General features: G+C 40.4%; 20 protein-coding genes. 12 read left to right on the forward strand and 8 right to left on the reverse strand.

Going from position 1 to position 19884, the window contains the following annotated elements; genetic code table 11:
- The first annotated feature begins 2 nt into the window (after nucleotides 1-2).
- Together hemH and hemY are read left to right on the forward strand one after the other, a co-directional pair.
- A complete protein-coding gene (gene hemH / locus JNO66_RS00590; RefSeq protein ID WP_203086276.1) occupies nucleotides 3-944 on the forward strand; it encodes a ferrochelatase in 942 nt (313 codons plus the stop codon).
- The gene (gene hemY / locus JNO66_RS00595; protein WP_203086277.1) at nucleotides 941-2341 is read left to right on the forward strand and encodes a protoporphyrinogen oxidase; all 1401 of its coding nucleotides are present in this window, start codon (nucleotides 941-943) and stop codon (nucleotides 2339-2341) included. The genes hemH and hemY overlap by 4 nt, the downstream gene beginning before the upstream one ends.
- Nucleotides 2342-2388: 47 nt before the next feature.
- Here hemY and JNO66_RS00600 read toward each other — a convergent pair whose 3' ends face one another.
- Nucleotides 2389-2532: a YrzI family small protein gene (locus JNO66_RS00600; protein ID WP_203086278.1), complete on the reverse strand. Its 144-nt coding sequence runs from the start codon at nucleotides 2530-2532 to the stop codon at nucleotides 2389-2391.
- Nucleotides 2533-3166: 634 nt separating this feature from the next.
- Between JNO66_RS00600 and JNO66_RS00605 the strand changes: the two genes are divergently transcribed.
- From JNO66_RS00605 to pheA, 4 genes are all read left to right on the forward strand, one after another.
- Entirely contained in the window at nucleotides 3167-3709 is a 543-nt protein-coding gene (locus JNO66_RS00605; protein WP_203086279.1) for a Spo0B domain-containing protein, read from the forward strand.
- Between the two features lie 52 nt (nucleotides 3710-3761).
- On the forward strand, nucleotides 3762-5045 hold the full coding sequence (gene obgE / locus JNO66_RS00610) for a GTPase ObgE (protein ID WP_203086280.1): 1284 nt from the start codon (nucleotides 3762-3764) through the stop codon (nucleotides 5043-5045).
- Between the two features lie 129 nt (nucleotides 5046-5174).
- On the forward strand, nucleotides 5175-5615 hold the full coding sequence (locus JNO66_RS00615) for an ACT domain-containing protein (protein WP_203086281.1): 441 nt from the start codon (nucleotides 5175-5177) through the stop codon (nucleotides 5613-5615).
- Between the two features lie 18 nt (nucleotides 5616-5633).
- On the forward strand, nucleotides 5634-6515 hold the full coding sequence (pheA, locus tag JNO66_RS00620; protein WP_203086282.1) for a prephenate dehydratase: 882 nt from the start codon (nucleotides 5634-5636) through the stop codon (nucleotides 6513-6515).
- 39 nt (nucleotides 6516-6554) lie between these two features.
- Here pheA and JNO66_RS00625 read toward each other — a convergent pair whose 3' ends face one another.
- On the reverse strand, nucleotides 6555-7094 hold the full coding sequence (locus tag JNO66_RS00625) for a transcription repressor NadR (RefSeq protein WP_203086283.1): 540 nt from the start codon (nucleotides 7092-7094) through the stop codon (nucleotides 6555-6557).
- 154 nt (nucleotides 7095-7248) lie between these two features.
- Between JNO66_RS00625 and safA the strand changes: the two genes are divergently transcribed.
- Both safA and JNO66_RS00635 read left to right on the forward strand, forming a co-directional pair.
- Nucleotides 7249-8520, forward strand: a complete 1272-nt coding sequence (safA, locus tag JNO66_RS00630) for a SafA/ExsA family spore coat assembly protein (RefSeq protein ID WP_203086284.1) — start codon at nucleotides 7249-7251, stop codon at nucleotides 8518-8520.
- 89 nt (nucleotides 8521-8609) lie between these two features.
- On the forward strand, nucleotides 8610-9539 hold the full coding sequence (locus JNO66_RS00635) for a YhcN/YlaJ family sporulation lipoprotein (RefSeq protein ID WP_203086285.1): 930 nt from the start codon (nucleotides 8610-8612) through the stop codon (nucleotides 9537-9539).
- Nucleotides 9540-9574: 35 nt separating this feature from the next.
- Here JNO66_RS00635 and JNO66_RS00640 read toward each other — a convergent pair whose 3' ends face one another.
- From JNO66_RS00640 to JNO66_RS00660, 5 genes are read right to left on the reverse strand one after another with little or no spacing between them, the layout of a single operon-like run.
- Nucleotides 9575-10411: a carbohydrate ABC transporter permease gene (locus JNO66_RS00640; protein WP_203086286.1), complete on the reverse strand. Its 837-nt coding sequence runs from the start codon at nucleotides 10409-10411 to the stop codon at nucleotides 9575-9577.
- 15 nt (nucleotides 10412-10426) lie between these two features.
- Nucleotides 10427-11362, reverse strand: a complete 936-nt coding sequence (locus tag JNO66_RS00645; protein ID WP_203086287.1) for a carbohydrate ABC transporter permease — start codon at nucleotides 11360-11362, stop codon at nucleotides 10427-10429.
- Between the two features lie 35 nt (nucleotides 11363-11397).
- Nucleotides 11398-12699 carry an ABC transporter substrate-binding protein gene (locus JNO66_RS00650; protein ID WP_203087456.1) on the reverse strand — a complete coding sequence of 434 codons (1302 nt, stop codon included), beginning with the start codon at nucleotides 12697-12699 and terminating at the stop codon, nucleotides 11398-11400.
- 19 nt (nucleotides 12700-12718) lie between these two features.
- Nucleotides 12719-13828 carry a Gfo/Idh/MocA family protein gene (locus JNO66_RS00655; protein ID WP_203086288.1) on the reverse strand — a complete coding sequence of 370 codons (1110 nt, stop codon included), beginning with the start codon at nucleotides 13826-13828 and terminating at the stop codon, nucleotides 12719-12721.
- Nucleotides 13829-13847: 19 nt separating this feature from the next.
- Nucleotides 13848-14594, reverse strand: a complete 747-nt coding sequence (locus JNO66_RS00660; protein WP_203086289.1) for a sugar phosphate isomerase/epimerase family protein — start codon at nucleotides 14592-14594, stop codon at nucleotides 13848-13850.
- Nucleotides 14595-14716: 122 nt separating this feature from the next.
- Here JNO66_RS00660 and JNO66_RS00665 point away from each other — a divergent pair, with 122 nt between their 5' ends.
- From JNO66_RS00665 to JNO66_RS00680, 4 genes are all read left to right on the forward strand, one after another.
- Nucleotides 14717-15622 carry an AraC family transcriptional regulator gene (locus JNO66_RS00665; RefSeq protein WP_203086290.1) on the forward strand — a complete coding sequence of 302 codons (906 nt, stop codon included), beginning with the start codon at nucleotides 14717-14719 and terminating at the stop codon, nucleotides 15620-15622.
- A gap of 81 nt (nucleotides 15623-15703) precedes the next feature.
- Nucleotides 15704-16699, forward strand: coding sequence for a Gfo/Idh/MocA family protein (locus JNO66_RS00670; RefSeq protein WP_203086291.1), 996 nt, complete (start codon nucleotides 15704-15706; stop codon nucleotides 16697-16699).
- A gap of 185 nt (nucleotides 16700-16884) precedes the next feature.
- The gene (locus JNO66_RS00675; protein WP_246483140.1) at nucleotides 16885-18204 is read left to right on the forward strand and encodes an amidohydrolase; all 1320 of its coding nucleotides are present in this window, start codon (nucleotides 16885-16887) and stop codon (nucleotides 18202-18204) included.
- A 17-nt stretch (nucleotides 18205-18221) separates the two neighbouring features.
- The gene (locus JNO66_RS00680; protein ID WP_203086292.1) at nucleotides 18222-18782 is read left to right on the forward strand and encodes a GNAT family N-acetyltransferase; all 561 of its coding nucleotides are present in this window, start codon (nucleotides 18222-18224) and stop codon (nucleotides 18780-18782) included.
- On the opposite strand, the gene JNO66_RS00685 is transcribed toward JNO66_RS00680, so the two are convergent.
- Nucleotides 18779-19699 carry a S66 peptidase family protein gene (locus JNO66_RS00685; RefSeq protein ID WP_203086293.1) on the reverse strand — a complete coding sequence of 307 codons (921 nt, stop codon included), beginning with the start codon at nucleotides 19697-19699 and terminating at the stop codon, nucleotides 18779-18781. The two genes, JNO66_RS00680 and JNO66_RS00685, sit on opposite strands and share 4 nt — an antisense overlap.
- Nucleotides 19700-19884: the final 185 nt, after the last annotated feature.

The raw sequence follows: 19884 nt of genomic DNA on the forward strand, positions 1-19884 counted from the left end.
TTATGGCTAAAAAGAAATTAGGAATCTTGATTATGGCTTACGGAACTCCGCGTTCAAAAGAAGAGGTTGAACCTTATTACACTCATATTCGTCGTGGGCGTAAACCAAGTGAAGAAGCCTTACAAGATTTAATGGATCGTTATGAGGCAATTGGTGGCTTAAGTCCTTTGGCTGTCATTACTGAAGAGCAGGCCGAGGGTATAGAACACATTCTAAATGAGACGCTTGATGAGTATGAAGTAAAGGCGTATCTCGGTTTAAAGCACATTGAACCGTTTATAGAAGATGCTGTAGCAGAAATGGTTCAGGATGGAGTAGACGAAGCGGTAAGCTTAGTTCTTGCGCCTCACTACTCAACATTTAGTGTGAAATCGTACAATCAGCGTGCGCAAACAGAGGCGGAGCGTTTAGGTGGGCTTACGATTCATAGTGTGGAGAGCTGGTACAAAGAACCTGGATTTCTAGACTACTGGTCTAAACAAATTCAAATGACGATGGACAGTGTTCCGAATCCTGATGAGACTTGTGTCATTTTTTCAGCACATAGTCTTCCAGAAAAAATCATTGCGGCAGGCGACCCGTATCCAGATCAATTAAAAGAGACAGCAGATCTTTTAGCAGAGAAGACAGGTATCAAACATTATGAAATTGGTTGGCAAAGCGAAGGAAATACTCCAGATCCATGGATTGGACCAGATGTTCAGGACTTAACACGGTCGCTTTATCATGATAAAGGGTATAAAGCATTTGTTTATTGTCCAGTAGGGTTTATAGCGGATCATTTAGAAGTTCTGTTTGATAATGATTATGAATGTAAGGTTGTTACGGATGAGCTGGGTGTTGATTATTTTAGACCGAAAATGCCCAATACTGATCCTGAATTTTTAGCTAGTTTAGCCAATGTTATTCAGAAAAAGCTAAGAGAAGGAAGGGACTCTTTGTGAAAAAAAGAGTAGCAATCATAGGTGGCGGCATAACAGGTCTTGCCGCTGCCTTTGAGATTGAAAAATCAAATCAGCGCGGAGAAACAGAATTGGACTACCAAGTGATTGAAGGATCAAACCGACTTGGAGGGAAAATTCAAACACATAGACGAGATGGTTTTGTGATAGAGGCAGGTCCCGATTCTTATTTAAAACGAAAAACAAGTATGACTACCTTGATTGAAGAAGTAGGTTTGAAAGACGATCTGACTACCAATGATACGGGACAATCCTTCATCTTAAAGGGGACGAGTCTCTACCCGATCCCTGCAGGAGCTGTGATGGGTGTACCCACTGAGATCACGCCGTTCATCAAAACGGGGTTATTTAGTCCATTAGGGAAGGTTCGTGCGCTTGGTGACTTTGTTATTCCTAAAACGATGGGACCGAATGAAGATATCTCGCTTGGACACTTCTTCAGAAAACGATTAGGGAATGAAGTGGTGGATCATCTCATCGAACCTCTCCTATCAGGAATTTATGGTGGAGATATGGATAAGCTTAGTTTAAAAGCTACATTTCCTCACTTTCAACAGATGGAAGAGACGAATCGCAGCCTGATCAAAGGAATTAAAAAAAGTCGTCCAAAAACTCCTAAAAAAGCGGATGTCCCAAAGAAAAAAGAAGGGATGTTCCAAACGTTAAAACATGGAATTGAGTCGCTTGTTGAAGCAGTTGCCGATAAGCTTGATCCAGAATCTATTCACTTAAATCAAAATGTGAAAAGTATCACAAAGTCAGGATCCGGTTTTACACTTCAATACGAAGATGGGGTAGAAGACGTATTTGATTACGTCATCGTGACCACACCACCTCCAGTCACGGCCAAGCTGTTATCACACTATCCGTACTTTGATTACTTTAAACAAATGGAAATGACTTCAATTGCCACAGTGGCCATGGTCTTTCCGGAAGAAGCAGTTGTTCAAGCTGAAGAAGGAACGGGTTTTGTTGTCTCTAGAAAAAGCGGGTACACCATTACAGCCTGTACATGGACAAGTAAAAAGTGGCGCCATACGACTCCAGCAGGAAAAGTGATTCTTCGTTGTTATGTTGGACGACCTGGGCATAGTGACATTGTTCGTAAGTCGGATGAAGAAATCATTCAAACGGTTCTGAATGATTTAGCGCATGTAATCGAAATTAAAGAAAAGCCAGACTTTTATTATGTAAGTCGTTGGTCTAATCCCCAATATCAAGTGGGGCATACATTTAAGTTAGATAAAATGAAAGAGGACGTTGAAGCGTTTTTACCTGGATTGCAGGTAGCAGGAGCTGGACTCGCGGGAGTCGGTCTTCCAGACTGTATTGATCAGGGTAAAGCTTGTGCGAAAGAAATTATGGATTCAGAACAATAGTTAAAAGGCTAGGACGAAAAGGTCCTAGCCTTTTACGTATATCAAAATTAACGGGTATACATAAGATATTTTGTGCGTGTCGCTTCTAATTCTTCAGAAAGCTTTTGCTGACGTTCGATTTCTTTTAATTCAGCGTCTGTGTACACGCGCTTTTTTATCACAATGGTAAAAAAGATAAAGTGCAAATTCATGTTCCATTCCTCCTGTCCAAAAAAATTCCTTCAGGTTAAGCCTTTCACCTGTCTGTACCAATCTAATACGAGTGAGCCTTTCATCATGTTCGTCACATTATCTTCCTCCTAATCAAATTATTTCTATTAAAAAAGAACACAAAAAATCCGCAGCATATGCACCGCGGATTTTACAAGATATAAAAAGCCGCAGGGATCATCTCATCCCTGCGACTATATCAAGCTCCTACTAATCGGATTAGTGGAATTTTAATAGTAGAATTTAGTCGAAAACAGACGGGCGTGAGCATATGAATATTCAGTTTGTGAAATGTTCATCATCGGTGTATCAAGATGTAGATTAGTCATAGTACTCAGCTCCTTTCGATTTGTTAATACGCTTCAAAGTATAGCTAACAATTGATACAATGTAAAGGTTTATTGTGAAAAAAAGTTGACAATTTTATAAAAGGGGTTGACAAAGGGGAAAGGAAACTATATAAGAATAGTAAATAAATGGATGTCAATAAATGATCCCTCTAAGTCCTTTTGCACAGATTCCGAACTTTACTGTTTGTACGGGATATTCTGTGATAAAATGGTTTGTACACTTTATACACTCTGTTCATACAAGGTGAAAACGAGGAGAGTTTGAATGACCCGACACGAGGATCTTTTATCGACACTTAGACATACACGACATGATTGGTTAAATATTCTACAACTGATAAAAGGAAATTTAGCTCTTGGTCATTATCACCGCATTGAAGAAATTATTGAGCAAACCACTCTTAAGTCCATTTCAGAAAGTAAACTCTGTACGATTGGAGTTCCTGAATTAAGCTTATTTCTTATCGGTTATAATTGGGGTAGTCAAAAGGTTGATTTAAATTATGAGATAAATGGCGAGCAATGGACACTTGAAGCTTGGGGAGAACCACTTCTTTTAGTGACTCGTTCCATTATGAAACAATTTGATCAATCGTCTTCTTTTACATCTGAGAACAGTGTTATGATAACGTTTGACTATTCGGAGCAAGATTGCTTACTAACATTCCGTTTTATTGGGGAAACAGAGTTAAAAGAAGCCGATTGGAAAGACTTATTAAAAGTAGCGAACGATTCAAGCTTAATTTGTGCCTTGTTGCACCAGGATGAGTATGAATGCGTAATTACTATATTGATAAAGAAAGTGTAAAACAGCTAGACCATTTGTGAAACGCGTTAAATACGTAGTAGAGGTGAAAAACATGTTCGTAGATAAAGTAAAGATTTATGCCAAAGGAGGAGATGGCGGGAACGGTCAAGTCTCCTATCGTAGAGAAAAGTATGTTCCTGATGGCGGACCAGCTGGTGGAGACGGTGGCCGAGGTGCAAGTGTTGTGTTTGAAGTTGAGGAAGGTTTACGTACGTTAATGGACTTCCGCTACAACAGGCATTTTAAAGCTCCTAAAGGAGAGAATGGTCGTCCTAAGAACCAGCACGGAAAAAACGCAGATGATATGATTGTTAAAGTTCCACCGGGTACAACGGTTGTGGATGAATTAACAGGTCAAATTATCGCCGATTTGACGGAAGCCGGTCAAAAGGCCGTCATCGCAAAAGGTGGTCGAGGTGGACGCGGAAATACTCGTTTCGCTACACCTGCAAACCCTGCACCTGATACAGCGGAGAACGGAGAGCCTGGACAAGAGCGTGAAGTTACGCTAGAACTTAAGTTACTAGCAGATGTTGGTTTAGTTGGATTCCCAAGTGTAGGTAAGTCAACATTATTATCGGTTGTATCAGCTGCCAAGCCTAAAATTGGCGATTATCATTTTACAACGCTAGCTCCTAATCTAGGTGTAGTTGAGACAGTAGACCACCGTAGCTTTGTCATGGCGGATCTGCCTGGATTAATTGAAGGAGCACATGAAGGAACTGGACTTGGTCATCAATTCCTACGCCATATTGAGCGTACAAGAGTCATTGTGCATGTAATTGACATGGCGGCAATTGAGGGACGTGACCCTTATCAGGATTACCTAAGCATTCAAGATGAGTTAAAGCAATATAACCTTCGTTTGACAGAACGTCCAAAAGTCATCGTTGCTAACAAAATGGACATGCCAGATGCTAGTGATAATCTTGAGATGTTTCGTGAACAGCTAACGGAAGATACACCAATCTTCCCAGTATCTGCCCTGACAAAAGATGGATTAAAATCTCTTTTATCAAAAGTTGCCGATGAGCTTGAACAGGCTCCAGAATTTCCTTTATATGAAGAAGATGATGAAGAAACACGTGTATTATACAAGCATGAAAAAAGAAAAGAACCATTTGTCATTACGCGTGCTGATGACGGCGTGTATGATATTGCTGGTGTGGAACTTGAGAGAATCTTTAAAATGACTGATTTCCAACGTGATGAATCAGTTCGTCGTTTTGCTCGTCAGCTTCGTAAAATGGGTGTAGACGCTGCGTTACGTGAACGTGGTGCTCAACATGGAGAGCTTGTTCGAATCTTAAATTACGAATTTGAATTTATCGAATAGCAGAAAAAGAAAAGGAGGTGCATGCATCTCCTTTTTTGGTTGTCAAATGAAGGTGTACCTCCTATAATAGGGGAGAGTACTTTTGTACACTCGTAGTGAACAGTGTATAAATCAGGGAGATGAAGTGGCATGTCAGCGAGACGGTTCTTCCTTATAAGAGAAGATATCTTAACAGATGCAATGATTAAAACACTAGAAGCTAAATCTATGCTACAGTCTGGTGAAGCGAAGAAAATTAATGAAGCCGCTCAGAAAGTCGGATTAAGCCGAAGTGCATTTTATAAATATAAAGACGGAATTTTTCCTTTTCATGCGATGGCTAAGGAAAAAATTGTGACATTATCAATTAATTTATTGGACAAGTCTGGGACGTTATCAGAATTGTTAATGATTGTAGCGAATACAGGTGCAAATATTTTGACCATTAATCAAACGATTCCCCTCCAGGGAAGAGCTCATATTACATTATCAATAGATACAGCTCCAATTACGATGCAACTGGATGAGTTATTCGAGCAGATGAAAAAACTGAAGGCTGTTGAGAAAGTAGAACTTGCTGGTTCAGGTTGAGAAAGGAAGAGTTTTAAAATGAAAGTCGGTTTTCTAGGACCAAAAGGAACATTTACAGAGATGGCAGCTACCGCATTATTCCCTAAAGAAGAATTAATTCCTTGTCAAACCATTCCTTTAAGTATGGACAAGGTTGCGAATCATGACTTGGATTTAACAGTCGTTCCTATTGAGAACACGATTGAGGGGTCTGTGAATATTACGTTGGATTATTTAATCCATAAGCAAAGGCTGCCTATTATTGCAGGTGTAACGGTAACGATTGCTCAGCAATTTCTGATGCACCCAGTTCAGCTTGAAAAAGGGAATCAGCCTGAACGTGTTCTTTCCCATCCACATGCGCTTGCACAGTGCCATGACTTTTTAAAAGAGACTTACCCTGGTGCAACAGTGGAGTACACGAATTCTACAGGATCTGCCGCCGCGTGGCTTGCATCAAACCCGGCTGACCCAGTTGCTTGTATTGCCAACGAACTGGCCGCTAAAGAATATGGACTAACAGTGGTTCATCAAAACATTCAAGACTATAGTAGCAATCGAACTCGTTTTCTCGTTCTTGGACGTAATGATGAGCAACATGACGTATGTGGACCATACAAAATTAGTGATAGAACTACTTTAATGATTACGTTGCCAGAGGACTACACAGGGGCGCTTCATCAGGTGTTATCTGCTTTTGCATGGCGTAAGCTTAATTTATCCAAGATTGAGTCAAGACCAACAAAAACAGGCCTTGGGAATTATTACTTCATCATTGATATTGATCAGAAAATGGACGAAGTATTAATTCCAGGTGCGATTTCTGAGCTAGAGGTTCTCGGTTGCAAGGTAGAATTGTTAGGTAGCTATACGTGTTACTCATTAACCGATTTAAAGGAAAAAACGGAAATACGTTCATGAAAAATGGAGAAGGTCCTATTAAAGGACTTTCTCCATTTTTTAATTCTCTTCAAGTAAAATTTGTTTTTCTCTTAGAACCTTTTTTGCTTGCTCGATTTGCGACTCTTTTTCCGCTTCAACCGTGTGTAAATGTACACCTTCTGTAAGAGCTGATAAAAGCTGAGAGCCTGATTGACTAATTTGTTGGTAAAATAAGTCCGCATCAGTACGTGTTTTTATCATCAGTGAGGCTGTTAATTCTCCATATAATGAGTGTTCCACAATCACATCACGAACAATGAGTCCATGGTCAACCATGATATATAATTCCTCTTTTGTTTGTGTGAGGTCATGTTTACACGCAAGCAATTGGGTTACTTTAGATGTTTTAGGTTTTGGAAGTAGCATATACCCTTGAGCTGTAGCAAAAATCTCATGTTTTTTTGCTTTTAGAATGGAAATATCCTGAACGATTATTTGTCTACTCACATTTGAACGTCTTGCAAGTTCGCTACCGGTAATGGGACTTGACTCCTCAGATAACCAATTTAAAATAGCTGTTCTTCTCGTGTCGCCAATTAACTTATCACCTTTTGTCATTTTCACAGCTCCCCTTAGCCTTCTCTTATTAGTATAACATGGTCTATTTTAAAAAAGGCTTACATACACTATTGGCGGTAGGAAATTAAGCGAATGTGTCAATATGCCCAAGTCCCGCATACAATAAACGGATGACTAAGAAAGGGTTGATCATGTGAAAATTCATATCGTACAAAAAGGAGATACGCTTTGGAAGCTTTCAAAAGCGTATGGTGTTGATTTCACGGAATTAAAGAAAGCAAACTCGCAGCTTGCTAATCCTGATATGATCATGCCTGGAATGAAAATTAAAATTCCTTCAGGTATTGTCGCTGTTAAGAAAGAAGCTGGAGTCGCGAAGGATTATTCCAAGGAAACGGTGAAACCTAAGGAAAGTAAAAAAGAACAAGTTAAACCTCAAGCAACACCGAAAAAAGAAGCGAAAAAACCAACAATGCCTAAAGCTCCACCAGTCATGATGCCACATAAACCAGTTAAAGAAACAACAAAAAATGTTCAAGCAAACATGAATATTTACATGCAGGAAAAACCGGCAAATACACCACCGCCTCCCCCTAAAAAGACAGTGGAAAAACCAACGGCTCAAAAGCCGGTACAAACAAAAGGAACATCAGAACCAAATGTAAAACCAACAGTACAAAAGGGTAGTCAACCAAACCAAAGTATGCCAACAGCGCAGCAGGGAGCAATGAAACCAAATCAAGGTGCACCAACAGCGCAGCAAGGGTCAATGAGTCCGAATCAAGGATGGCCAACGGCACAGCAGGGAGCAATGAAACCAAATCAAGGTGCACCAACAGCGCAACAAGGAGCGATGAGCCCGAATCAAGGATGGCCAACAGCGCAACAAGGAGCGATGAGCCCGAATCAAGGATGGCCAACAGCGCAGCAGGGAGCGATGAGCCCAAATCAAGGATGGCCAACAGCGCAGCAAGGAGCGATGAGCCCGAATCAAGGATGGCCAACGGCACAGCAAGGAGCTATGAGCCCAAATCAAGGATGGCCAACGGCACAACAGGGATCTATGCAACCGAATCAAGGATGGCCAATGGCACAACAGAGTATGCCTATGCCTAATCAGCCTTGGGGTGGAATGGAGTATGATGCGAAACAAGGGCACTCACCTTACACACCAATCAGCCCGATGATGCCAGGATGTGCACCGTGCTCACCTCCTAGACCTCATCATCCAGGCAACCATTATGGTCAGTGGCCAATGGGATCCATGCCGATGTATGGTAATCAACCGAATCCATATCAACAGCCTGAACCGTTTCAAAATGGATATCAGCAGCCTAAAGGATTTGGCTATGCACCAACTGAACCAATGATGATGAATCCACAGGGCCAAATGATTCCAATGTCTAGATACCAGCAGCCTGAACAGATTAACCAATACAAAGAGCAGGATGATTATGAGGATTAATCTTTAATCCTTACATTGTGCCCAAGAACTAACAGTGTAATATAGGCCTCCTTTAGACAAAATAATGTCGAAAGGAGGCAAAAACAAATATGAAGAAATTAACGCTTACAGTCACAACAGCTGTACTTTTATCAACTGGACTTTTAGGTGCATGTGGTAACAACGACGATTCAGGTGTAAACTCTCAGGGGATGAACCGTTCAAATCGTACTCATATGAACTCAGAAGGTCCGGTCACTGATATGATGACTCCGGATGATGGATACGCAGGTATGCGTGGAAATCGTTATGGGACAAACTATCAAGGTGGGACGTATGGTCAAGGTAATTATAGCGGGATGAATGGTGTAAATGATCAAGGTGGTATGCACGGTCAAAACGATCGTGGTGGCGCTTATGGTCAAAACCAAAATCGTGGACTAAAAATGGACGGAACAAGTGTCAAGCGTTCAAGCTACGAGAACCGCAACCATATGAAGGGTCTTGCGCGTGGAATTACAGGTAATGACCGTGTCGGAATGATTGATGATAACGGGATGATTTACCGTGGTGCTACTCGTATGGAAACGGGTCATGGGAAAAAACTTCCTAGAGACAGTCGTTTTGGAGTAGAAAGCCGTGACAACATGCATAATCAAAACGCGCGTTCGAATGCCATGAACTATGCGGATGATTATGATGGCGAAACGGTTGAAAATGTCCGTGCACACGTGGCAAAAATGGACGGCGTAAAGGATGCACGAGTTGTATCTTATGGTGACCAAGTCGTTATCGCTGTGATGCAAGACGGAAAACACAAAGAAGATGTAACTGAAAAGATCAAAAATGGCGTAAAAGACTTAACGAACGGAAAAGATGTTCGAGTAGTAACCGATTCAGAAGCCTTTAACAAGGTTCAATCTGCTGATGATAAGCTACGAAACGGCGAAGCGTTTAATAACGTACGCGACACAATGGACGATATGATGAAAGATTTAGGCGATGCTGCAAAACGTCCTTTTGAAGGAATGCGTCGTTAATAGGAAAAATCGATGAGGTGACTCATCGATTTTTTTTATCCTTTTATACCGGTGAAGGTAATTCCACGTATAAATGTTTTTTGCATGAAAAAGAACAAAATAATGATAGGAAGAGTCATTAATGTAGATACAGCCATCATCATATGCCATTGTGACCCTTGTTGATTTTGAAATTGTTGAAGTCCTAAAGAAAGTGTGTAAGACGTTTCATTTGTTAAATAAATGAGAGGTCCAAGAAAGTCAGTCCAGGCAGCCATAAACTGAAATAAAGCGATAGCTAACACTGCTGGCCTTGCGAGTGGGAACATAATTTGCCAATAGATTCGCCATTCACTGGCTCCATCAATCTTAGCAGCTTCTCGTAAAGTATCCGGTAGTCCCTTAAAAAATTGTCTTAACAAGAAGATTGAAAACGGTACACCAAAAAATGCAGGGACGATTAAAGGTAAGTTTGTCCCCACCCATCCAAGCTGGTTGAAAAGAAGGAAAAGGGGAATCATCGTTACTTGGGCAGGAATCATCATGACCCCAATCGTAATGACAAACAAAACATTTCGTCCGCGCCACTTTAATTTTGCAAAACTATAAGCAACGATAGGGCAACTAATAATAACGCCGATCGTACTTAAAATAGTGATTACCGCCGTGTTAAATGTATATTTCCAAAATGGAATATACTTTGTCGCTTCAACATAATTCTCCCATTGGATAGGTCGTGGGATAAATTCTGGAGGGAAGCTAAACACTTGTGTGAGAGGTTTTAATGAAGTTGATACCATCCATATAAAAGGAACAAGAAATAGGATGGAAGCTAAGATCAACACGGAATGAGCATAAATCGTCTTCATTCGTTTTTGGGTGATAGCACTCATATTCTCGAACCTCCTTTAATCTCCTTGGTAATGTACCCAACGTTTTGATGTCCAGAAGACAAAAGCTGTTAACCCCATAATGATAATAAAAAGAATCCAAGCCATTGCTGAAGCATATCCCATACGGAAGTAATTGAATGCGTTATCATAAAGGTACATTACATAAAAGGTTAGAGAATCGGCGGGACTGCCTGAACCATTTGTCATTGTATAAGGTAGAGTAAACTGTTGGAATGCTCCGATAAATCCCATGACAAGATTAAAGAAAATAACTGGAGTTAAGAGTGGGAGTGTAATTTTGAAGGTTTTTTGTAGGAAACTTGCACCATCGACATCTGCAGCTTCATAATACTCTTCTGAGATATCGCCTAGTCCAGCTAGATAAATAATAATCGCTTGGCCCATACCCCATAAAGACATAAGAATGAGTGAAGGCTTTGCCCAGAATGTACTACCCAGCCATGCGGGCCCATCAATTCCAATGAATCCAAGGACTGCATTAATAAGTCCAAACTCTGGATTCAATAACCATATCCAAAGAATAGCTAGCGCGACATGTGGGACAAGTGTAGGTAGAAAAAAGATTGTCCGATACACCGACATTCCTTTTATTTTCATGTTTAACACCATAGCTAAAGCAACGCCAAATATAATGCTAAGTGGAACAAAAAGGACTGCAAAATAAATGGTGTTACCTATAGATATCCAAAACAATTCATCAGTCATAAGCTCTTTATAATTACTAATACCAACAAAATCTCCAGCCTGAAAAATACTATAATCCGTAAAGCTGTAGTAAATGGAGGAGATTAGCGGATATGCAAAAAACAATAAAAGCCCTATAACCCAAGGAGATGCAAACAACCAACCTGTTATCGTCTCGTTTGAACGTTTTGATTTAGGAGCTCGAGCAATTTTTTCATTCACGGAAAGCTTTTGATCTGTTTTCATTTCAAATCCCTCCACTCAAAATTAGCGAGTGACGACTATTGTCTCTCGTTTACTCGTTTGTGGACCTTTTCCAGCAACTCTTCGGGCTCTCCTCTGCCATGAATTGCGTATTCTACCATTTTGTCAAGTTGGTTCCATAAGAACTGCCCATTTGCAATGGGAGGGCGCGCATTCGATTGAGGAAGAATATCAATAAATTCGCTCATAATAGGATCATCTCGATACAAATCCTCATTTACGGTATCGATAACAGACATTTGGTTATCAATTTCACTATTTGTTCGTTGACCCTCTTCACTTCCAAAATACTTCATGAACTCCCAGGCTTCATCTTTATTCTTAGCTCCTTTTGGCATAATTAATGAGGTGCCTCCAGACCAAGTTGAGAACTGATCACCAGTAGGAGTGGGGATTGGAGTGACTCCAAAATTCAAATCAGGATTGTATTGTTTGATGTTTGAGATAGCAAAAGGTCCGTCAATTTTCATGCTGTATAATTCAAGATTAAAGGGGTCCATTTCGTTACTTCCTTGAGCAGTATCAAAACTAGTAATTGTAGCCGCATCATATTTTTCTGCAAAGCTGACTAACCATTCAAGTGCGTCAACGTTTTTAGGATCTGTAAGCGTTAATTCTCCTGTTTCTTCATCATAGAATTCGCCACCGAAGGCCCAACCCCATGTATAGAACCATCCTTGAGCTGTCCATGGAACCATACCCATTTGTTTAATGTTACCGTTTTCATTAAAAACAGTAAGACGATCAATCGCATCTTCTAACTCACTAATGGATGCTGGGGGATTATCAGGATCAAGGCCAACTTCTTCAAAGCGATCCTTATTGTAGAATAACAAACGTGAGTCAGTTGTTAGCGGAATGGCATAATATTCATCTTCGTACATAGTCTCAAGTGATGCATAATCGTAATACTTTTCCATCTCAAACTGATCACGTTCGATAAAAGGTGTTAAGGATTCCAGTGAGTTCTCCGAAGCGTATTGAGCCACCTTGAATCGATCAAAATGAGCAAGATCAGGGGGGTTACCACCGGCAATAGCCGTTAGTAACCGTTGATCGTCTCCTTCAGAAGAAGCGCTATAAATAGCTTGTACGAAGATTTCATCCTGACTCCTATTAAAATCTTCAACAACTTGTTCTAGAGCTTCTAGACCTGACCCTGTACGGTTATGCCAATAAGAAACCGTTGTTTTACCTTCTACAGTAATGGGTGCCTCGATCTCTTCTGTAGCCTCTTGAGCTTGACAGCCGGCAGTGATTAAGATTGTACTGAATCCAATGCAATACAAGGAACGTTTATAAGCAGTTACGTTCATCATAGCCAAGCGGCATCACTCCTTAGATGGAAGTAGTGGATTCTTCTTTTTGATCAAAATAAATCGTTTTCCCCGTTTTTGATGATTCGTAGATCGCCTCTAAGATTTCACTGACAACGAGTGCCTGCTCCGGTTTTACAAATGGTTCTTTATCTTCTAGAATGGCCTCAATCCAGAGTCTTGCCTCGCGATCAGCCTGGCTTTCTGAGCCTCCACTGTAATAAGCTACTCCGCCTGCATTCAGGTCTGGTTTCGTCACGTAAAGTCTGCTTAACTTCTCACCGTTAATACGAAGGCCATCTCTCATATCTGCACCAGCTTTTGTTCCGCAAAGCGTTGCTTTTGCTTCGTCAACATCCAATGTATTTAGAGCCCAGCTTGCTTCAAGTGTTACAGTAGCTCCGTTCTCCATTGTAATAAATGCGAATGCAGAATCTTCTACTGTAAACTCTTTAGGGTCCCAAGGTCCAAAGGCGTTAGCTGCATTTTCTGTTTGAGAAAGCTTATAGTATACATTTCCAACTACACTTTTTACTTTGTAGTTATTCATCGTCCAAAGCGTAAGGTCGATTGCATGTGTACCAATATCGATAAGTGGACCGCCACCTTGTTCGTCTTCATTTAAGAACACACCCCAAGTTGGAACAGCTCTACGTCTAACAGCGTGCGCCTTTGCATAATACACTTCACCTAATTCATCTTGCTCTACCAACTCTTTAAGGTAAAGTGAATCATTACGGTAACGGTTGTCATAGCCAATGGTAAGCTTTTTACCTGTACGCTTTGATACCTCAACCATTTCACGAGCTTCTTTTGCTGTTTTAGCCATTGGTTTCTCGCAAAGAACGTGCTTGTCAGCTTCCATAGCAGCGATACTAATGTAAGAGTGTGATTTGTTTGGTGTGCAGACATGAACCACGTCAATTGAAGGATCTTTTAATAGTTCCGTGTAGTCTGTATATACTTTTGCATCCTCTGTTCCGTAATCTGCTGCGGCTTTTTGAGCTTTTTCTTCTACGATGTCGCAAAACGCCACCATCTCTACTTCCTTCACTTTTGCAAGGCTTGGCATTTGTTTCCCATTCGCAATTCCACCGCAACCAATCATTCCAACACGTACAACTCTTTCCATTATGAACACTCTCCTTTTATTATAAAATGGTTTTTAAGTATGAAGCACTTTTAGTAATTGATTCTAATTGATCAATTGAAAATTCCTCTTGTTCAACAATAAACCAATCAATGTTGAAGGGGCGTGCAGCGGCGACGATTGATTGAAAATCCATGACGCCAGATCCAATTTCTACATTACGTTTTTCAGTCATATTGTTCATATCTTTTATATGGAGGGCTTGGATACGATTTTGATAACGATTAATCCAATCAATTGTTTTTAGTCCTGTTACTTCAAGCCAATACGTATCAAGTTCCATCTGAACGTGATTCGCATCGCTATGAGAGAAGAGTAGATCGAGTCCATAATGACCATCAAATGTTTCAAGCTCAATGTCATGGTTATGATAGCCGAAGGAAATGCCATGACGTTTGCATGATTCTCCAATACGCGAGAATAACTCAGCTGTTTTCTTATAAGCGTCGATAGAATTACGATAATGATCAGGTAAACCTGGACAAACAATGAAAGGGTTTTCAATTTCAAGCGAATAATGAATGACTTGATCAAGATTTGATTCAAGCTCATTAATCCCAACATGGCTACCAGCCACCTGCAACTGATTTGCATCAAGTTGTTTTTTTAATTCTTTACTTGGGACACCAAAATATCCAGCAAACTCAACACCGTCATACCCAGCTTTTGCGACATCTGCAAGCGTGCCAATTAAATTCTCTGCACAACGTTCTTTTAACGAATAAAGCTGTAACCCAATTTTACTCATTCAGACACACCTTTCTGATCTTTGCTTCAGTAAAAATGTATCATGACGAAGGAATAGGTGATATAGTGAAACTATTATAAAGTATCAGATATTTGTCATTCCCTTAAAAGGAGAGGAAATGAATGTCTAAAAGTGAGGTTCAGCATGAACACGTTTTAAAAGAAAGTGCCTTAAAGCAACCCATTCAATGTCACATGGAGCACAGCTCACCATTACAGCAAATTGCGAAGCCGCATTTTCATGAAGCAATTGAATTGTTATATTCATTTTCAGGAAAGGGACGTATCTTTGTTAGTGGAGAAACGTTTATTATGCAAGAAGGGGATTTAGTCATTATCAACTCAAACGAGGTTCATTCTATCTATGCAGACGAGGGAGAGGATACCCGTTATCTAGTTATTAAGTTGGAGCCAGAAGTACTGTACTCAACCTCTCGTTCCATTTTTGAATCTAAATACGTACTGCCATTTACAATGGCAAAAACAAGTCCACAAACACTACTAACAAAAAAGGAAACAACAACAACACGAATTCCCTCTATCATTGAAGAAATGATGAAAGAATTTTACGTGAAAGAATACGGCTATGATTTTGCAATACGAATTCATATTTGTTCTATTTTCTTGGAAGTTCTCAGGCATTGGCGTAATCAAGGTGTGGTTGTTCGTGAAACGGACCCTTACAGTGAGACTGAATTTACACTGATGCGTGACGTGTTTGATCTAATCGAAAAAAACTATGCATCACCAATTACAGCGAGAGACGCTGCAAAAGAATGTAAGCTAAGCTACAGTTACTTTTCCCGGAAAATAAAATCAATCACCGGGCGTTCATTTACGGAGTTATTAAATTATGTACGTATAACAGAAGCTGAAAAGCTATTATCAACATCGAATGCAACGATCACAGAAATTGCGGTAACGGTTGGGTATTCTAGTACAAGCTACTTTATCCAGCAATTTAAACAGTTTAAAAAAAGCTCACCTTACCAATTTAGAAAAAAGCTTGATGCAAATGATTTAAAATAAATATCAGATTTTTGTCTTGACAAAAAATATGCATTCTCATTAGGATAAGATTGAAAGCGATTACTTATTGGGAGTGATTCGATGGTAAAGGTAGCAATGTTAAGCAGGTGGCATGTTCATGCCAATGACTATGCAAGAGAAGCACTTGAAAATAACGATGTGGAGATCACTGCCGTTTGGGATGAAGATGCGAAAAGAGGCCAAGGCTGGGCTGATGAGCTTCACGTACCTTTCATAGCCAATTTAGATGAACTGCTCGCGAAAGATGAGATTGAGGGTGTCATAGTTGATACACCAACAAATATGCACCGAGATGTCATCATAGCTGCAGTTAAAGCGAACAAGCATGTTTTTTCTGAAAAAGTGTTAGCTTTAACTACTGCTGAGTGCGAAGAAATATTAGAAGCTGTAGAGAAGCAGGGCGTGTCTCTTATGCTTTCCTTGCCAAGATTAAATGATCCTACTTATCTTTATGCAGAGGAAGCATTGAAGCAAGGACTGCTAGGATCGTTAACGTCCATTCGATGCAGACTTGAACACGGTGGTGCTGTAGCAACAGAAGCCAATCCGAATGGCTGGCTACCTGAGCATTTTTATCATAAAGAGCAATGTGGAGGGGGAGCATTAATTGACTTAGGCGCTCATCCAATCTACTTAACGAATCGCTTAGCTGGTGAAGTTGAATCGGTTATGTGTGAAATGGGGAGTTTTACAGGAAAAGAAGTCGATGATCATGCGTCCGTCATTACTCGTCACAAATCTGGTGCCATTGGCGTGATTGAAGCTGGATTTGTTGCGAGTGGGAGTCCATTTATCCTTGAATTGCATGGCACGAAAGGGAGTATCTTAATTGAAGAGCATGCCCTAAGAATCCGCTCAAGTGAGCTTGAAGATGGAGGGTGGCAAACTCCTCAGCTGCCTCAAAAAGAAAGTAGTGCAATGCAGCAATGGGTGAGCGAAATTCTGCACAATCAAACGCCAAGAATTTCAAAAGATGATATGATTCAGTTGACGAGACTAAACGAAGCAGCAAAAGAATCTGCAGAGAATGGCACGCGGGTTTTGTTAACTAAATAAGTGTTTCATAAGAGAACCTGTGAGAGATCCTTCACAGGTTTTTTTTATCCTTTTATCAGAAAATAGAATACATTCATAAAGCTAACAAACGAATGGTTGTGAAACATGCTATACTCTGATTAAAAGACTTTATTTTTCCATTTATATAAGAACCTAAGCTTACTCAGTAAAGGAGACTACAGGTCTTGAGACACATATTACACACATGGACTGGTATGATTGAACCTGAATTAAAGGCCTGGAGACGAGAGCTACATCAACATGCGGAAGTGGGTTTTTGTGAATATGTAACAACCTACTTTGTTTATCAGAAACTACAAACACTTGATTTTACGTTACATATTGGCAAAGATGTACTGGATACAAAATCTCGTTTTGGTGTGCCGACACAAGAAACGCTTGAGGAGCATGAAAAGCGGGCATTGGAGCAAGGAGTTCCTGAGGCTTTTCTCAATCAAATCCGTAGTGGCCATACGGGTGTAGTAGCTACGCTTGATACTGGACGCAAGGGAAACCATATCGTTTTACGATTTGATATTGATGCGCTTCCAATCGAAGAAGCAAATGAGCACACTCATATTCCGAGTAAAGAAGGATTCCGTTCACGTAACAAAGGGATGATGCATGCGTGTGGTCATGATGGTCATACGGCAATTGGCTTAGGTATAGCAAGGTTCCTTCATCAACATAAGGACCAATTAAATGGTCGGTACACATTGCTTTTTCAACCAGCTGAAGAGGGAAGCAGAGGTGCGAATGCAATGGTTGCTAAAGGATGGCTAAAAGACGCCAACCTTTTTTTAAGTGGCCATTTAGGAATTAAATCCTTGCCAATAGGGACCATTGTTGCACGAACAACAGGCATATTAGCTACATCAAAGCTTGACGTAGAGATTAATGGGAAAACGGCGCACGCTGGCATGAGTCCACATGAGGGCAAAAATGCGCTCCTTGCTGCTTCATCAATGGCTTTAGCACTTCATTCAATTGCTCCACATGGCGAAGGAGCTACACGAATAAACGTAGGCTCCTTAAAAGCTGGAACTGGCAGGAATATCGTTCCGGGAGATGCAACGCTTCAGCTTGAAACAAGAGGAGCGACGACGATTGAAAATCAGTATATGAAAGAGGAGGCCATTCGTCGGATTCAGGGAGCAGCTTCAATGTACGGTGTCGAAGCTGAGGTAAAGGTTGTAGGAGAAGGAGTAACAGCAGAAACAGATTCCTATTGGTCTGAACAGATTCCAAAAGCATTAGCACAAAGCACTGTAGTTAAGAACATTCTTCCTGAGCTTAAATTAAATGGGTCAGAGGATGTGACTTACATGATGAGAGCTACTCAACAAGCAGGAGGAAAAGCGGCATATCTAATTTACGGGACACCGCTCACAGCAGGACATCACCATCGATTATTTGACTTTGATGAGCAAGCATTGGCTATTGCAGTAAACGCATTAGCTTACTTAATTTGTGCGGAGAATGGTGAAGGAATTCTTAAGATTTAACGGAGAGGAGCAAATAGATGAAGCTACATATAACAGATCAACTAAGTGTCACCCCATTTACTATAGAAGATGCACAGGCCTTATTTGAATTAACGGATGAGTCTCGCGAGTCCTTGCGTAAATGGTTGCCGTGGGTTGATCGCATCCAACGAGTGGAGGACACAAGACAATTTATTGAATTTGCCAACATGGATCGTGAGGCACAAACACGTTTAATCGGCGCCATTAAGTACAATCATACCATCATTGGTGTAGCTGGATTTAATGAGGTAGATTGGACAAACCAAATTGCAAAAATAGGGTATTGGCTAGGGTTTGAATATGAAGGGAAGGGCTGGATGACTGCCGTTGTAAGAGAATTAATTCACTATGCCTTTAACGAGATGGAGCTAAACAGAGTTGAGATTCGTGTAGCCGTTCATAATGTTAGAAGTCAGAAGATCCCAAAACGCCTTGGTTTTGCGAACGAAGGCTGTATCCGACAAGCTGAGAAACTCTACGATCGGTTTGTTGATCATACGTTATATGGATTAGTAAAGACTGAATGGAAACAGCCGACTGAGGATGAATTAATTTAAGTGACAGTCGGCTCTAGAATCGTAATAATAGAGTTCACCGCATCCATATTTACACTTGCGCCAATGGGTACACATGCTTTGTAGTAGCCGTGAGCAGATGAAAGATTTGTAATTAAAGGCTTTCCGAGCGGAACAAGAAAACGACGAATAAGTTCATTGTAACTAACTCCGTAAGCCTCTTCGCAATTTGTACATTCTCCCATGATGATACCGGCCACATCATTAAAAACACCTGCTGCATTTAAATGACTCATGTAACGATAGACTGTATTAATTGGTTCATGAGTTTCTTCAAGTACAAGTATTTTTCCCTTTGCGTCAATCTCAAATTCTGTTCCAAGCGTATCTACAAAAGAAGTTAAGTTTCCGCCAATCAATTCACCAGTTACATTACCCGGTACAAGACTGAATAAAGGAGTATCAGGTGGATTCGTTAGGAGTTTGCTAGGAACGGGTGCAGAAACAGCTCCATAAAACTGATCAAAGTTGTAGGTAGGTGTGGTTGGTCTAAAATCAATAAGTAAAAGGCTTTGGAAGCTTAAAAGATCGGCGTATTGATAGAGAACATTTTGTAAGACCGTAATATCACTATATCCTGTTAGAATCTTAGGGTTCTCCTTTATCACCTCAAAATCAAGATAGGGTAAAATCCCTGCCACCCCAACGCCACCTCGACTAGGTAAAATCATCTTAACATCTGGATTACTAAACATACTCAAAAGATCAGCTGCGCGCTGTTCAGGTGTTCCTGCAAGAAATCCATCTTGTGCAAAGACGTAATCACCGAATACTACGTTAAATCCTAAAGTGCGTAGATATTCAGCTCGTGTATTTATAATGGCTGGGTCTAGTGGACTTCCGAGTGTAACAATTCCGATTGTATCGCCAGAACTTAGCGAAGCTGGTTTATTTGTCATGCAGCACCTCGTTTTTCGTTTATTTGACATGTATATGCGCTATCAGATATCTAAATCAATATTTTTCTTATTAAGTAAGAAAGGAAACGAAATAGTTGAAAATAGAACTGGCCCTGTGAAATGTTGTTATTTCACAGGGTTTTCACTCATTTTTATGTTAAAATAAATCAAACAACACATAATTT

Source organism: Alkalicoccobacillus gibsonii (genome assembly GCF_016798245.1).
Taxonomy (GTDB): domain Bacteria; phylum Bacillota; class Bacilli; order Bacillales; family Bacillaceae_D; genus Alkalicoccobacillus; species Alkalicoccobacillus gibsonii.